Origin of the sequence: Kibdelosporangium banguiense, assembly GCF_017876405.1 — a bacterium.
GTDB classification, from domain to species: domain Bacteria; phylum Actinomycetota; class Actinomycetes; order Mycobacteriales; family Pseudonocardiaceae; genus Kibdelosporangium; species Kibdelosporangium banguiense.
On sequence record NZ_JAGINW010000001.1, the window covers coordinates 9,645,873 to 9,661,006 of the forward strand.

General features: G+C 65.8%; 14 protein-coding genes and 1 pseudogene. 3 read left to right on the top strand and 12 right to left on the bottom strand.

Annotation, left to right across the window (positions count from 1 at the left end):
* Nucleotides 1-20: 20 nt before the first annotated feature.
* From JOF56_RS43680 to JOF56_RS43725, 10 genes are all read right to left on the bottom strand, one after another.
* Nucleotides 21-1,067 (bottom strand): amino acid--tRNA ligase-related protein, encoded by a 1,047-nt coding sequence (locus JOF56_RS43680; protein ID WP_209645438.1) that lies wholly within the window; start codon nt 1,065-1,067, stop codon nt 21-23.
* Nucleotides 1,068-1,102: 35 nt separating this feature from the next.
* Nucleotides 1,103-2,461 (bottom strand): FAD-binding oxidoreductase, encoded by a 1,359-nt coding sequence (locus JOF56_RS43685; protein WP_209645439.1) that lies wholly within the window; start codon nt 2,459-2,461, stop codon nt 1,103-1,105.
* 66 nt (nt 2,462-2,527) lie between these two features.
* The gene (locus tag JOF56_RS43690) at nt 2,528-3,802 is read right to left on the bottom strand and encodes a pyridoxal phosphate-dependent aminotransferase (RefSeq protein WP_209645440.1); all 1,275 of its coding nucleotides are present in this window, start codon (nt 3,800-3,802) and stop codon (nt 2,528-2,530) included.
* The gene (locus JOF56_RS43695; RefSeq protein WP_245378641.1) at nt 3,799-5,010 is read right to left on the bottom strand and encodes a KamA family radical SAM protein; all 1,212 of its coding nucleotides are present in this window, start codon (nt 5,008-5,010) and stop codon (nt 3,799-3,801) included. Before JOF56_RS43695 ends, JOF56_RS43690 begins: the two co-directional genes overlap by 4 nt.
* 532 nt (nt 5,011-5,542) lie before the next feature.
* Nucleotides 5,543-6,883 carry a dihydroorotase gene (locus JOF56_RS43700; RefSeq protein WP_209645442.1) on the bottom strand — a complete coding sequence of 447 codons (1,341 nt, stop codon included), beginning with the start codon at nt 6,881-6,883 and terminating at the stop codon, nt 5,543-5,545.
* 83 nt (nt 6,884-6,966) lie between these two features.
* Complete coding sequence (locus JOF56_RS43705) at nt 6,967-7,116, bottom strand: hypothetical protein (RefSeq protein WP_209645443.1); 150 nt, start codon at nt 7,114-7,116, stop codon at nt 6,967-6,969.
* A gap of 51 nt (nt 7,117-7,167) precedes the next feature.
* A complete protein-coding gene (locus tag JOF56_RS43710; protein WP_209645444.1) occupies nt 7,168-7,812 on the bottom strand; it encodes a dihydrofolate reductase family protein in 645 nt (214 codons plus the stop codon).
* Between the two features lie 549 nt (nt 7,813-8,361).
* Nucleotides 8,362-9,267: a hypothetical protein gene (locus tag JOF56_RS43715; RefSeq protein ID WP_209645445.1), complete on the bottom strand. Its 906-nt coding sequence runs from the start codon at nt 9,265-9,267 to the stop codon at nt 8,362-8,364.
* Between the two features lie 647 nt (nt 9,268-9,914).
* Nucleotides 9,915-10,286, bottom strand: a complete 372-nt coding sequence (locus tag JOF56_RS43720) for a hypothetical protein (RefSeq protein ID WP_209645446.1) — start codon at nt 10,284-10,286, stop codon at nt 9,915-9,917.
* 106 nt (nt 10,287-10,392) lie between these two features.
* Nucleotides 10,393-10,992, bottom strand: coding sequence for an Lrp/AsnC family transcriptional regulator (locus JOF56_RS43725; RefSeq protein WP_209645447.1), 600 nt, complete (start codon nt 10,990-10,992; stop codon nt 10,393-10,395).
* Between JOF56_RS43725 and JOF56_RS43730 the strand changes: the two are divergent.
* The 3 genes and pseudogenes from JOF56_RS43730 to JOF56_RS43740 all read left to right on the top strand — a co-directional run.
* A pseudogene (locus JOF56_RS43730) lies at nt 10,916-11,710 on the top strand (NADP-dependent oxidoreductase); the annotation flags it as partial. The gene JOF56_RS43725 and the pseudogene JOF56_RS43730 overlap by 77 nt on opposite strands.
* 17 nt (nt 11,711-11,727) lie before the next feature.
* Complete coding sequence (locus tag JOF56_RS43735; protein ID WP_209645449.1) at nt 11,728-12,153, top strand: antibiotic biosynthesis monooxygenase family protein; 426 nt, start codon at nt 11,728-11,730, stop codon at nt 12,151-12,153.
* 396 nt (nt 12,154-12,549) lie between these two features.
* A complete protein-coding gene (locus tag JOF56_RS43740) occupies nt 12,550-13,554 on the top strand; it encodes a pectinesterase family protein (RefSeq protein ID WP_209645450.1) in 1,005 nt (334 codons plus the stop codon).
* A gap of 80 nt (nt 13,555-13,634) precedes the next feature.
* Here the strand turns inward: JOF56_RS43740 and JOF56_RS43745 are convergent, their stop codons facing one another.
* Together JOF56_RS43745 and JOF56_RS43750 are read right to left on the bottom strand one after the other, a co-directional pair.
* A complete protein-coding gene (locus tag JOF56_RS43745; protein WP_209645451.1) occupies nt 13,635-14,426 on the bottom strand; it encodes a hypothetical protein in 792 nt (263 codons plus the stop codon).
* Nucleotides 14,423-14,920: a SigE family RNA polymerase sigma factor gene (locus JOF56_RS43750; protein ID WP_209645452.1), complete on the bottom strand. Its 498-nt coding sequence runs from the start codon at nt 14,918-14,920 to the stop codon at nt 14,423-14,425. Before JOF56_RS43750 ends, JOF56_RS43745 begins: the two co-directional genes overlap by 4 nt.
* Between the last annotated feature and the right edge of the window lie 214 nt (nt 14,921-15,134).

Consider the following 15,134-nt stretch of genomic DNA (forward strand, 5'->3'; position numbering starts at 1 on the left):
ATCGGGTGATGGTCTGCAAGTCAGGGCCGGACGACCGCGGGCGGCCAGTCCTTCTGTTCCCCCACACGGGAGATCAGCGGGATGTCGCGGATGTCGTCGTGCTGTAACACCCACATCAGGAACCGCTCGACGCCCATGCCGAAGCCGGCGGTCCGGATCGGGGCCTCCTCCAGCATTCGCACATACCAGTCGTATTCCAGTTCGTTGACGCCGTGGATCGCCATCGACTTGCGCAGCTCCTCCACATCGGAGTGCCGCTCGCCACCGCCGACGACCTCGCCGATGCCGAAGAACATGTCCGCGCTCTTGGTCGTCCGCGCGTCCTTGTCACCGAACGCCTGGTAGAACGGCACGGCAAGGCTGTCGAAGTGGTGCACCCAGACGAACTCGTCGACCCGCTTCATCAACAGCTGCTCGCCCTTGCGGGTCAACGACCGCCACGTTCCCTCATCGCGAACGGTTCCGTCGACGTCACCGACGATCCGAACGGCCTCCTCGAAGGACATTTCCTCGAAGGCGCCCGCCCGGCTGGCCATCCGCTCCATATGGGATACGTCGCCGCGGCTCTCGGCCAGCCGGTCGCCGACTCGGTCGAGGATGGCCGCGGCCAGCGCCTTGACATAGCCGTTGACGTACTCGATCAGGTCATCCATCCCACCGATGATCTCGGCCTCACTGTGCGTGTACTGGCCGAGATGCGTTTCGTCAGGTTCCTCGCCACGAAAGGACGGCATGATGTTGTAGCACCCGCTACGAGCGAGCCGGCAGCCGTATTCCAGCGCGAACTGCATGGAGTCGGCGAGGAACGTGTTGACACCGCTGACGGTGACCGGGACGGGTTCGGAGTCGCTGCCCAGCGCCGTCGGACACGTGATCGTCCTTGTCGTCACCGGTAGGTACAGCGCCTTGAGGCCTCGCGAGCTCGCATAGGACACCGTCGCCGACAGCACGACATCGTGCAGCTCGGCCACGAGCGGGAACCAGGGCGACCGAAGCGCCTTGATCAGCGCGGACGGGTCATTGGAGTCCGAAATGGCCGGTGGGCGCACGGTTGCGGTGGCAGGCACGGATTTCTTCCTTTCTGCTGAAGCTTGGTTGGCCGTCAGGGGCGGGGGCGCAGAACGTTGTGCGGGTCGTAGCGCTGCTTGACAGCCGCAAGCCGCCGGTACCGGGATTCACCGAAGACCTCGACGAACTTCCCCTCGGGTTCGTCCTGGACGTAGTTCACATAAGCGCCGCCGTACCGCCAGGGGGCCAGGCGTTCGACACTGTGCCGTGCCCACTCGACGTTCTCGGCATCGCGACGGATGTCGGTCCATTGCGCGGAAGCGGTGTAGATGTACGGCGCGGCCCGGCCAGGGAACGCCGAGTCCTCGTCGACGACATCGTCGATCGCACCGCGCAGGTACTCGAAGTCGATGCACGAGCGGCTCGACCGGATATCCCGTGCGGCGCCGAGGAATTCCTCGATCGGCTCATCGGTGAGATCGGTGACGTAGCAGGACTTCGTGTAGTACCGGTTGCCATGTGGTTCGCTGTGGTCAGCCAGGGCCTGCAGCTGCGCGTAACTCATCAGCTGGGTGCGTACGACCGCCGGGGTGGTCGCGTCGAACAAAGGCTTGGTGGCGGCAGGGCCATCGGCGGGAGCACCGAACCATCCGGCTGTCAGGAACAGCGCGGGTTTGCCGTGCAACGACTCGGGAATCCAGTCCTGCGCGCCCGCCTGCTTCAACGCGCCGACGGTGTGCAGGTCGGCCGGCTGCTTCTCAGCGAAGTCCCGGTACGCCGCCAGCGCTTCGCCCGCGTTGTCCAGCGAGTACACGCCGGTGTGCAGGTGGACCGGGCCGACGGGGTGCAGGCGAAGGGTGAACCGGGTGACGACACCGAAGCCGCCGCCACCGCCTCGCAACGCCCAGAACAGGTCCGGATGGGGTTCCGCGTCGGTCTCGACGATCGAACCGTCCGCGAGAACCACTTCCGCGGCCTCGATGTGATCGCACGTCAGCCCCCATTTACGGGCGAGCCAGCCGTAACCGCCGCCGAGGGCGAGTCCGCCGAGGCCCGTGTGCGAGACCACGCCCGCCGGGCACGCGAGTCCATGGGCCGTGGTGGCCGCGTCGACATCGCGCAGCAGACATCCGCCCTGCGCGTAGGCGAGTCTGGCGTCCGGATCGACAGTGACCTCTCGCATCAGGGAAAGGTCGATCAGTACCGCGTCATCAGCCAGCGCGGCGCCGGCGACGTTGTGGCCGCCGCCCCGGATAGTGACTTTCTTGTCCACACTGGTCGCGTAGTTCAGCGCGGACGCCACATCCTTGGCGCTGAGGCACCGCGCTATCAGCGCGGGACGCCTGTCGTGCATGGCGTTCCAGATCCGGCGCACCTCGTCGTAGCCCGGTGTGCCGGGTAACACCACTCGATCGCCCAGTTGCGAGCGCAGACGGGCAAGGCTGTCGTTCATGATTGTCTCGTATCCATCCGGCCTGGCCCAGCCGGCATCGCTGCCGAAACCGGGCGTGGACTGGGTTCACTGGCTCCACAGGTCGGTAAAGGAATCGCGGATCCTCGTCACAGCTTCGTCAATATGCTTGAGGGACAGGGGATCCTCGGCCTCAAGGGCGGCGTACTGGTCGGCTTCGGTCTCGCCGTAGAGCATGCTCGTGGCCGCCCGCAGTCGCAGGGCGTGCGGGTCGTCCCCGAAATGGTGGCCCGCGAGCATCGCGATGCCGTGTTCGTCGATCAGAAACCGTTGCAACGCGGCGACATCCGTGATACCGCGAGCGGCGAGCGCGCCACGCAACGGCTCATAGTCCGGATAGCAGTAGAAACCACCCGTGGGCGGACGATTCAGCGCGCCGCCGTCGATCAGCACCTCGTGCACCGCGCGCGCCACTTTGCCGTGCAACGCGGCATCGGCCGCTACCCGGGCCCGCAGTCCAGGTGGCTCTGCGAACGCGTATTCGGCGACTGCCTGCATAGGACCGGCCAGCGCCGACCACACTTCGCTGGCCACCGAGGCGACCCCGGCACGGATCGGATCGCCCTGGTCTCCGGCGGGGAACCGGGCAGCCCCGATCCGCCAGCCGCCGAGCGCCATGCTCTTGCTCAGCCCGGTGAACACCACGGTCCGGTCCGGTGTCACTTCGGCCGGGCTGAGAAACGGGAACGCCGGATCGTGCAGCAGGTCGCGGTAGATCTCGTCGGACAGGATCAGCAGATCCTCGTCCTCGGCGATCGCGCACAACTCGCGCACGAGGCCGGGACCGGCGGTCGTTCCGGTCGGATTGTCCGGCAGGGTCAGCACAAGCACCCTCGGGTCGCCGCCGTCCGCACGCGCCACCCGGATCGTGTCACGCAACGCGGCAGGTTCGGGAACGCCACCGCATTCCGCTGGAACCGGCACGCCCCAAGCACGTTTCCCGGCCAGTTCCACCTGCGGCCGATACGTCACCCAGGACGGGCGCGGGATCAGCACATCCCCCGTGACCACCATGTGCAACGCGATCAGCAGTGCCTTGCTGCCCGGAGCCACGATCACCTGCTCCGGCCGCGTGGGCAGAGCCCGGCGACTGAAATAACCCGCGACTGAAGCCCGGACAGACTCACTCCCGACGACTGGGCCATAGGCGTTCCGCTTGGCACCTGCGAGCAATTGTCCGGCCAACGGCGGGTACACCGGCAGGCGAGATTCGCCGAATCCCAGGTGCACGATCGACGCGCCTTCGGCGCGGCGCTTGGCCACCAGCTGGTCGAGGGCGAGGTTGGGCGATATGTGCCATTGGGTTGTCCGGGTGCCGGTCATCGCTGCGGCCCCATGGCGGTGGCGATGTCCGCAGCCGTCGTCGGCAAATCCAGCTCCAGTTCGTCCAGCCACGCCGCGCTTTCCGAGTAGCGCGCCCGAAACGGCCGTCCGACCAGGCCGGGGTCGCGTGCCTGGAGGAACCGCAACCGAAAGAAGCGGCCCTGTGCGGTGTCGTCGACGCCATCGACGACGACTTTGCCTGGGGTCGCGGACATCACCGGCCCCCGCACAGTGCGCGCAAGGCCAGGCAGGTTTCGATAGGCGGCTTGAAAAATCTCCACGCCCTGTGCGAGCGGCACCTTGAAGTAGTCGTACGGCCCGGTGTCCCGCTCGACGAAGAGGTAGTAGGGCACCGCGCCCGCGGCCAGTTCCGCCTGCCACAGCTGAGTCAGCACCGGAGCCGAATCGTTGACGTGCGCGATCAGCGGCGCCTGGCAGTACACAACCGCGCCGATACCTCTAATGCGAGCGATGGCGCGGCGGGCCACGTCGGTACTCAGCTCACGGGGGTGGCTGAAATGGGCCATGACGGCCAATGTCCGGCCGCTGGCGACCACGTCTTCGAACAGTCGCAGCACATCGTCGGCATCCTTGTCGCTGACGAACCGGTGTGGCCAATAGGCGACCGACTTCGTACCGATCCGGATGGTGTGCACGGAATCCATCTTCAGCAACGGCTCCACGTGCGCGCGCAGCCGCTGCGCTGTCATCACCATCGGATCGCCTCCGGTGACCAGCACGTCGGTCACCTCGGGGTGCACGGTGAGATAGTCGAGCAGGCGATCCGGGGAGGGGGCGGCGAATCGCAGGTCGGCGTCACCAACGAACTGGGCCCACCGGAAGCAGTAGGTGCAGTAGGCGTGGCATGTCTGGCCCTGTTGCGGGAAATACAGCACCGTCTCCCGGTACTTGTGCTGCAGGCCGGCCAGTTCCGCACCATCGTGGCTCGGAACGTTCAGCTCCCGTTGTCCCGACGGGTGCGGGTTGAGCCCGGCACGGATCTCCGCGACACAGGCCGCCAGCTCCCGCCGGTCACCGCCATCACCGGACAGCCTCCGCAACCGGCGCTCGTCGTCAGCACACAGCATCCCGTGCTGAGGGAAGACCAGTTGAAAAATCGGGTCCTGCGGTATCCGATCCCAGTCGATCAATTCGAGGACGTACTCATTGACCCGGAACGGCAATACTGTCGAGGTTAAGCGGATCATCTCCCGATCGTCCGCGGATAAACCGTACCTGTCCGCGATCTCGTCAATATGCCGGGGTCCATACGCGCGATAACGCGCCGTCTCCACAAGATCGGAGGCGAGCAAGGGCATAAATATCCTTTTGGTAGGCACACCGGCAGTCCCGCCAATTCACGGATTGCCGAATTGACATTGCCAAACAGCCCAAGGGCGCAGTTATAACCGTTACACCCTTGCTGTACCAGCGATAATGCCAACAGACCTATAACTGCGACAGCGGGAGTAACAGATATTCACCAGTGCCGTGCTGCAGTCGAGTCAAGATTCCCCCCAACTCGGACAAGAATCTGGGGCCAACCCCTGCAACGACGTTACCGAGTCGTCGGATGATGTGCAACCCACCTTCGAACCGGATCGCCCCACGGGCACCCCGAAATGGCCTGACCTGCACCGAAAGGCGCCACTTCACGCGAGTCAGACACCGGCTTCAGGCACAACTTAAACCGGACAAGGCGGCCATTCGAGGGAACTTTCGAATCCGTCCATTATAGACTTACCGCACGTCGCGCCGGAGGAACTCGCCGTCCCGGCCGCCGGTCGGCTTGCCCTCCTCGGCGACGACCCGTCCTCGCAAATACGTGCGCACAACGCGACCGGTGATCCGGCGGCCGTCGAACGGCGTCCATCCCGCCTTTGAGAGCACGGCGTCATTGCTGAGCGTCCACGTGTGGCCAGGATCGACCATGAGGAGATCCGCGTCGGCACCCGGCCCGATCCAGCCTTTGCGCGGCCAGAGACCGTACAGCCGGGCAGGCGTCTCGGCATACGCTCGGGCGACGTCCTCGAACGAGAGGTGGCCGCGGGCACAGGCGTCCAGCAACGCGGGCATCGTGCTGTCCAGACCAGGCAGGCCGAAGTGCACGTTCCAGATGTCGCCGGCCGCCTTTTGCTCCAAAGTAGACGGTGCATGGTCGGTGGACATGTGGGTCAGCGTGCCCGAGCGGAGCAACCGCCACAGCTCCGCCTCGTCGGCGTCGGTGCGGGCCCTGGCGGGTGGGGTGAACTTGCGCAGCGCGCCATGCTCATGTACCTCGTGTTCCCGCAGCAGGAAGTACTGCGGGCATGCCTCCGCGCCGAGCCGGGCACCGGCTGCCCGCTCCCGCTGGATGTAACCGGCGACCTCGGGGTGGCTGACGTGTGCCACGACCGCGCGTGCCGCAGTCCTGCGGACAAGTATCGCGGTGACCGCGGCCGCGACAACTTCGGCATCGCGGTCACGCCACTCCGGTAGCACACCACCGTCGGTTCTTCCGTACCCCCTGAGGAGACGTTCGGCGTCAGCGGTGATGCTGTCGTCCTCGCAGTGAATGAGGCTCATCGCGTCGACCATGGCGGTCGATGTGAGGTGGTGACGCAGCGCTGCCGCGTCGTGCCCAGGAATGCCGTGAGTATCGCATGTGAAGACTTTGAAGAAGGCGACACCGGCCTGCCACAAGGCAGCGACATCGGTGACCGACGGCCAGGCGTGCGCAGCGAGTCCAAAGTCGACATTGGCACGGCCGCGCAGGTAATCCTGTTTGTCCCGGAGGTCGTCGACAGTACGGACGGGCTGGCCGTGGCTGTGCTCGATGATGGTCGTGACCCCGGCCGCGGCGGCGGCGCCCGTGCCGGTCGGAAAATCCTCCCGCTCCGTGCTGCCGGGGTCCATCAGGTGCACGTGGGTGTCGACCCCGCCCGGCAGCACCAGCAGGCCAGAGGCGTCCACCTCTTGACTGGCGGCAGGCCGGTCATTGCCGACCGCGACGATCCTGCCGTCGGTGACCGCGACATTCGCACGTCGCCGTCCGTTCGGCATGACCACGAATCCACCAGAGATCAACAGGTCGACAGGCACGCGGCAGGTTTCCTCTCGTTACGGCGATTCACAGACAGGCTCGGGCAACGGACAGACATGCGAGCTCGATACACCAGTCTGGTCTACTCATACAGAACCACTCCGGAGTCCCCGCCAGACCCCAACCGGTCGACCAGCTTGGCGACGGTGCAATCGCGGTACAGGTCAAGCAAGGTCGCCTCCATTCCGGCTTCCCACATCGCGGTCAGCAGCCGCGCCGCGAGCGTCGACATGATCCGCCTCACCACCTTCGACCGCACGGTCCTCACACCCAGGGCGTGACGTCACTTCCGCCAGAACAGATGATGGGTCACGCCACTCGGGCTAGGCACGACATCGAGGTGGAAACGGTCAAGCAGCTCGTCCGGCGTCTTCCACAGCGACACCCCATGACCAAGCTCAACCGGCGACACCGCGACATGCAGGGTGTCGATGAGGTCAGCCTCCAGGAACGACCGGATAGTGGTGGCGCCACCACCGATTCGGACATCCCGGCCCTGCGCGGCCTGTTTTGCGAGCCGCAGCACGTCAGCCAGATCACCGTTCACGAAATGGAAGGTCGTGTCGGACAAGGTGAACGACGGCCGTTCGTGGTGAGTCAGGACGAACACCGGCGTATGGAACGGCGGTTCATCACCCCACCAACCCTGCCAATCCAAGTTCTCCCACGGACCACGATACGGACTGAACTTGTGAGCACCCATGATCTCCGCCCCGACATTGTGCGCGAAATCGCGGGTGAAGTAGTCATCCAGGCCACGGCTGCCACCAGGATCAGTACGGTTCGGCCAACTCGCCGTAGCACCCGCCCACGCAAACATGCTGCCAGGATCGGCACGGCCGAACGGCCTGTCGAGACTCTGATCCTCACCAGCACCGAACCCATCACTCGACACAACGAAATTCTGCACCTTCACCAACTGGGCCATGAGGCTTCCTTTCGCTCTGGGTCAATGGTTGGACTACGGCAGCCACGTAAACTCATCGGTCCCGACCCACGCGGCCCTCCGGCCACCCGAGCCCGAACGTCACTGCGCTGCCGGTGCAGGGTGCCCCTCCGAAGACTGCACGACCACGATGCCCTGCCCCTGCAGCACCATCACCCGCCGACGCGCTCGTCGCCGCCGCACTGTGCCTTACTCCCCACGAATGGATCCAGCAAGACAACGCCCGCACCGCCAACAACCTTGACACTCTTCGTCACGCGGTCATGTCCATCTACAACACCCCTAGGCTTCGAGGCCATCACCGTCGACAAACGCACCGCCGGAGGACGCCACACCGCACTCCGCACCATCCGACCGAACACCTGGACCAGTTCCTGCGTTCCCGGACCGAAGTCCTATTGGCCTACGACTTCTTCGAAACGTCCCCTAACCGGTATACGAATGTACGTGCTCATCCTGTCGACGCATCAGTCTTCGATCGAAATCTGCATGCCCCGAAGCCATAACTCTTCAAAAAACGCAGGCTGGTTTCTACTCGAGGCGCTGAACGTAGAGCACGTCGTCATCACCAAAGAAATCCTCGTTGCCGTTCCGGCACACCTCAATTTCCTCGTTCTGGTGAATGAACTTGATGTTGAAGCCATCGCCGCGCTGGCCGTGGAAGACGGCCTTGAACCGGTCACCTTCATTGATCTGGGCGGAGTAGGTCTTGCACTGCTGGAACACTCCACCTTTGGGTGCTGTGACCACCGACGGCCGGTCCGCAGGGATCCGTTCGGATTTGTCGTCGGCCAACTGGTCGACGTCCTTGCCCTGGAACTGCTCTGACCATTCGACCCGCTGTCCGTCCGATCGAGTGTCGTAGATGCGCTCCCCGGCAATGGGCTCGGTGATCGGGCGGTTCGCTTCGACAAGCGCGATGACGCCGACAACGATGGCGGCCACAGCCGCTGCGCCGGCCAGCACCTTCGCCCCGGCAACACCCACATTCCTAAATAACTCGTTGCGTCGATACCGCCGCTGCTCTCGGGGTTGTACCGCTGAGTTCTCAAGTTGGGTCAGGAGGTCGATCACACTCTTGCGATCGTACGGCGTGGTATTACCTGCGCTATAGGCCTCGCCAGTGCTCATGTCGATGTGGATCAGACAGTCGGCAGGATCAAGGTTGTCCTCGCCGACGATGTAAACCGTGCTCTTCCTGGTTATATCCCGAAGCAGCGTGACATTCCCGTCCGAGACACGGACCCGCCCCTTTGAGATGTGGATGCGCTGCCCTTGCGGTCCTCGCACCGACAGTCGGAACCGGAGCGCCTGTTCGATCAGCTTCTGGATCTTGCGCGTCTCGGCGAGATTCATCGCCGGTAGCAGTTCCGGAATACGCCGTTTTGCCCCATACAACTCGGACAGATTGATCTTTGGGCGGTCGAGCTCGTCCACGTCGTCTCCCCACGCATATGTGGACCATTCTGCACCAGTCTAGACAGAAGACATAACCGACACGCGCGGGCCGCGCCCGCGGATCCGGTGTACGTGAATGAACGTCTCGCACACACCGCAGATGACACGTTTCTGTCCTTTTCTGACCTGTACCTGTACCTGTACCTGGCCAGGTTCGCCACCGCCCACAACCGCCGTAATCCCAGCCTTTCGAGATCCAGCAGCCGCCCGAGGCGGTGTGGGGTGAATCGCTTTCACGCCGAGACGGCAGCCTCGGTACCAGCTTTCTGGATACAGCTCGCTCACCAGCCGGTGTGCCCCTCGGATCATGCTGTCGGCCAAGCCGAACGTCCACGCCCTGTTGGCCTTCGCGCGATCTTGATCAGATGCAGGAAGCTTCTTCCCCGTTCCAGTTAGAGCTTGAGGGCCACGTCCACACCGAACAGCGACTGGGCGGCCGCCGCGGGCCTAATGATCAATGACACTGGATTTCCCAAGGACGGCAAGGGTTCGACCGAGCGGATCTGTCCTATGTGCTCGCCGTTAGCCCTGCCGCGACCGCGCACCAGCCGCCGCGATGCCGGTGCAACCACGGCCACACCGCGCTCGGCGGCCACCCGCGTTCCTAACCTCTCAGGTCAATACACCTAGGTCGTGTAGACGGTGTCATCGACCCACGTCGGGGCACAGTGGGGTGTGCCGATGGAGCGGATGTCCGCCCAGCAGCGGCGCCATTTGAGCGGGTAGGCGTTCGGTCCGAGCGGGGCGATCGATTCGTCGTGGGCGCTGCAGGTGGCGGTGATGGTGTCGGACGCGCGCTCCCAGCGGTACCAGACGAACACGATGATCCGGTCATTGCACGCCAGGTCCTGGACCGTGAACGAGTTCGGGCCGTGGGTCAGGTCCTCATCGCCCGGGTGATACTCGATTTCCGAGGCCGCGCCCGCCGGCGTGGTCACCACCAGCAGCGCACCGAAGATCGCCAGGATCAGTGATATGACGCGTAACCGAGACAGCATGAAATCAACTCCATTGCCGGCCACCAGGTTTCACCACTTGTACTAGCGGAAGCCCGGCCGGCCCGCAGAACGGGCTCCCACGCGTTGAGAGCCGGGGCCGCTCCCGCTACCGCACCGTCACGGTCGTGGAGTTCAGCAGCTGGCGGCCGGCACGTTTGACGACCCGGATCACGGGTGCGGTCTGGACCTCGCCGATCAGCGGTAGCGTGCCGAGGCGCTCGGTGAGGTATCGGTAGAGGTCTCGGTTGTCGCGGCAGACGGCCGAGATGAGTAGGTTGGTGGGTCCGGTGGTAGCGGCGCAGAACGCGACTTCGGGGTGGGCGGCCACGGCGGTGCCGGTCTCCGCGAGGTGGGCGGGCGGCACGCTGGCCCACAGGCGTGTCTCGGCGTGGTAGCCCAGCGCCACTGCGTTGACGTCGAGGTCGAAACGGAGCAGATCGGCAGCACGCAGGGCGTGCATCCGGCGGGCGACGGTCGACTCCGACCAGCCGGTCGCAGCGGCGAGTGCGGGGTACGGCGCCCGTCCGTCGACAGCGACTGCTTCCAGCAGGGGCCGATCGGCGTCGGCCAGTGCGTCGGTGTCGGCGTCGTACTTGGGCTGTAGGGCGGCGATCTGGTCGGCGGGCGGCGGCGTGAACGGCCTGGAATGCAAGATCCGCCAGGGCCTGCTCCAGGACGTCCGGCCGATGCGACTGCCGGCCGGCATCGGTGGCGACGCCGCCGGGATCGTCGACGAGGTCGGTGACGGCGTCACCGACGTCCAGGCCGGCGACGCCGTGTTCGGCTCCGGCCAGGAGACCTACGCCGAGCACGCCGTGCTCACCTCCTGGGCGCCGAAACCGTCCACAGTGTCCTTCGAGGAAGCGGCTGGCTTCGCGACCCCGTTCGAGACTGCCCTGCGTGTCCTCGACGACGCCGGCGTCCGTGGCGGGCACACCGTTCTGGTCAACGGCGCCAGCGGTGGTGTGGGGTCGGCGGCCCTCCAGTTCGCCGTCGATCGAGGCGCCACCGTCATCGGCATCGCCAGTCCGTCCAATCAGGACTATCTCGTCTCGCTGGGTGCCGTCCCCACCATTTACGGCCCCGGCCTCGTTGACCGAGTTCGTGCGCTCGCCCCGAACGGCATCGACGCTGCGGTCGACGTCGCCGGTTCCGGCGTCATCGCCGAACTCGTCGAGCTCACCGGCAATCCCGCCCGGGTCGTGTCCATCGCCGACTTCAGCGCCACCGAGCACGGCGCCCGGGTGTCCACCGGCTTCGGGCGGGACAAGACACACGCCCTACGCGAAGGCGCGTGCCTGGCCGCGGCCGGCCGGCTCACCCTGCCGGTCACCCAGACCTTCCCCCTCGCCCAGGCCGGAGCAGCCCAGGCCGCAAGCGCGACCGGCCACGTCCGTGGCCGCATCATCGTCACCATGCCCTGACCCTTGAAAGGACGACAATGCCCATCACCCTCATCAACAGTTTCACCGTGCCACAGGACAAGGAGAAGGACTTCCTCAAGGCCTGGCGCAGCACCATCGACCACTTCACCACCGCGCCAGGCTTCATCCAGGCCCGCCTGCACCGCAACACCGGCCTGAACGACACCACCTTCCAGTACGTCAACATCGCACTGTGGGAAGACGCCGACGCCTACCACGCCGTCTTCCAGAACTTCACCCCAGCCGGGCAACGCATACCCGGCGTCAAGGCATACCCGGGCCTTTTCGAGACGTACCTGGAAGTCAACCCCGCCCGCCAGCACCCCGATCCGGCCTGTGAGCCCTCAAAGAAGGATCTCCGCTGCCCGGTCCGTGCCCTCGGCCCTGCTGAACCGCCAGACTGTCAACGTGGTCACACTGCGCCCTTTCCACTAGGGTCCTAAGTGGATCGATCACACGCCGGGCGGGGTGGTGTTCGCCTCTCCCGGCGGGGGTGATCGCTTCTTGGCGTGCCGGGTAAGAGCGGTCACCCAGCGGTCCCAGCAGGGCCAGTGAACGTACCCAGTGCGGGCCGCAAACTGCGGGTCAACAGTGGACAGTCGGCCCGCTGGACCGATTGGCGGAGTGCCTCAGGGGAGTCGAGCGATTACAGTCCGATTCCGGGAGCGCTCCCAGAGTCGGACTGTCCCTGCCGGGCCGTTTCTTGAGGAGGTCAGCGATGACCTGGCGATTTCTCTGGGCGGTAGTGCTCGGCTTGGTAGCGGCCGTCTGCGCCGCGCGCGGTGAGTCCGGCCGGGGCAAGGTCCCGCTCGCGAGCCGATCGTTCGAGGAGAAGTCACATGGCAAACAGGAAAGTCGCGAATGCGACCGCGGTCATGGCCACCGCTGCGGTGCTGAGTGCCGTCGGGGCGTCGGTACCACCGGCAGCCGCAGCCATCGGCACCGGCCCGGCCGCGATGGCCACACTCACGGTGGCGGCTGATGGCACCGGTCAGTACCGAACCGTGCAGGCCGCGGTCAACGCGGCGCCGGCAAACAGTTCCGCGCGTACGGTGATCACGATCAAGGCGGGCACCTACCGCGAGGTCGTGCGGGTACCGTCGAACAAGACCGCCATCACGTTGCAGGGCCTGGGCTCCACGCCGGCGCGGACCGTGATCGTGTTCAACAACAGCGCGAGCAGCAGTGGCACATCCGGCAGCGCCAGCGTGTTCGTCGACGGTCGTGACTTCATCGCCACGAACCTCACCATCTCCAACGACTACGTCGAGAAGCCCGGCGCCGAAGGCAACCAGGCAGTGGCACTGCACCTCAACGCCGACCGCGCGGTGTTCCGTAACGTCCGCCTGCTCGGCGACCAGGACACGTTCCTGGTCAACGACAAGGCCCGCGCCTACATGGCCGACTCCTACGTCGAGGGCACCGTCGACTTCATCTTCGGCGGTGGCACCATGGTCTTCGAGCGCACCACCGTGCACGAGAAGCGCACGGTCGGCGGCCCGATCACCGCCGCCAGTACCGCCGCCACCAAGAAGTACGGCCTGCTGTTCTACCGCTGCACCATCACCGGCACCACCAACAACACCACCCAGTTGGGACGGCCGTGGCGACCCGCGGGCCAGGTCCTCTACCGCGAGTCCACCCTCACCGCCACGCTCAAGACCTCCCAGCCGTGGACCGACATGAGCGGAAACCCCTGGCAGAAAGCCCGGTTCTCCGAATACCACAACACCGGCGCGGGCGCCGGCACGAACCCCAACCGCCCCCAGCTGCCCGATGCCCAGGCCGCCGACTACACCCCACAGAAGTACCTCGCCGGCACCGACGGCTGGAATCCCCGGTAAAGCACCGCCAGCTGGGAATTGCTCCTGGCCGGGAATGACTGATGGCCGGCCACCGAGGTCGCCGGCCATCACGAACCTCGTCACCACTTGTCGGAGGTGACGAGCGTCTTCAACTGGTCGAGGGTCAGTGGCGGCTGCGGCGCGAGGATCTTGCCGCCCGGCGAGTTGATCACAGCGCCCCCAGGGTCTTCCTGGTTGCCGACGTGCATGAGGACCCTCGTCCCGTCGGGCCGCTTGAGGCACGCCATGTACGACACCGCGCCGCGATCCGGCCGCGCGGTCCCAGTCTCCAGCCGGGAGCCGTCGGGCAGCGTGCTGACATCACGGCCCATCGGGCGGGAAAGGCCGCACCACTCGCTGGGCTCGGGATCGCTGGGGAGGATCGTCAGGCTGAAGCTCCCGGTGACGCCTGCGGAGGTCAGCGTCCCGACGATGAGCGCGCTGGTGGGGGCGCCCGTCGCCACCTGTGGTGTCACGACCGATCCTGTCCCCGGTGGCAGGTTGTTCTTCGAGGAGGGGGAATCCCCTGGCACGCTGATTTTTTGGGTCACCTCGAACGTCGCGGTGTCGCCGAGCACCCCTCTGAACCGGGCGATCAGGTCATCCGGCGAGGTGGGGACCCGGCCGCGCGCCGTGGATGGTGTGGTCGACGACGAGGAGGTCTGCGAGCTGGCCGCGGGCGTGCCGGAGTCGCCCGGCACCAGCCACACCGCACCCGCGACCAGGCCCGCCACCGCGACGACGGTGGCCGCGACGGGTACCAGCCGCACAGCCCGGCGCGGCCGCGCGACCGGGGCCGTACTCACGGCTGTGGCGTCGGCGCGCCGCTCCAACTCGGCGAAGGCATCGTGGAGGGTACGCAGGTCACTCATGAGGTCTCCTGGAAGTTGGGGGTGCTGGCGGTGAGGTCGATGCGCAGAGCGTTGAGTGCCCGATGGATCTGGCTGCGTACGGTCGATTCCCGGCACCCCAACTGTGTGGCGATCTCCCTGTCGGACAGGCCCGCGTAGTAGCGCAGGACCACGGCCGCGCGCTGTTTCCTGGGCAGGCCGGCGAGGCGGCGGATCATCGCGTCCCGCTCGGCCCGCTCGTGCGCGCCGTCGGCGATCACCATCGGCTCGACCTCGGCGCGCGGGGACGTGCGGGTCAGCCTTCTGCGCCAGGACAGGTACTCGTTGACGACCATCCGCCGCACGTAGGCGTTCGGCTCGGCCATCGCCGAGATCCGGTCCCAGCGCTCGAACGCCCGGCCCAACACGTCGCTCACCAGATCCTCGGCCAGCCACGTCCGGCAGGTCAGGACCGTGGCGAACCGCAACAGCGCGGCACGCTGCCTTGCCACGTACTCAGTGAACTCCATCGGCAACTCCCGATCGTCGACTCGACCTCGATTTCGCACCCCTAATGCGGAAGTGACCCCATTTGTTGCATTCGATCTCTCAACGGCTGCTGAGCCCAGCCCATACCGGCAGGAATGCGTACCTGATCCGCGTGGGTCCGACCGCCATAGCCACTGGATGACTGATTCCGTGAAGATCGTGTGAAGTGGCACGGACATGGGAGGAGGGCGTCCAGGATCA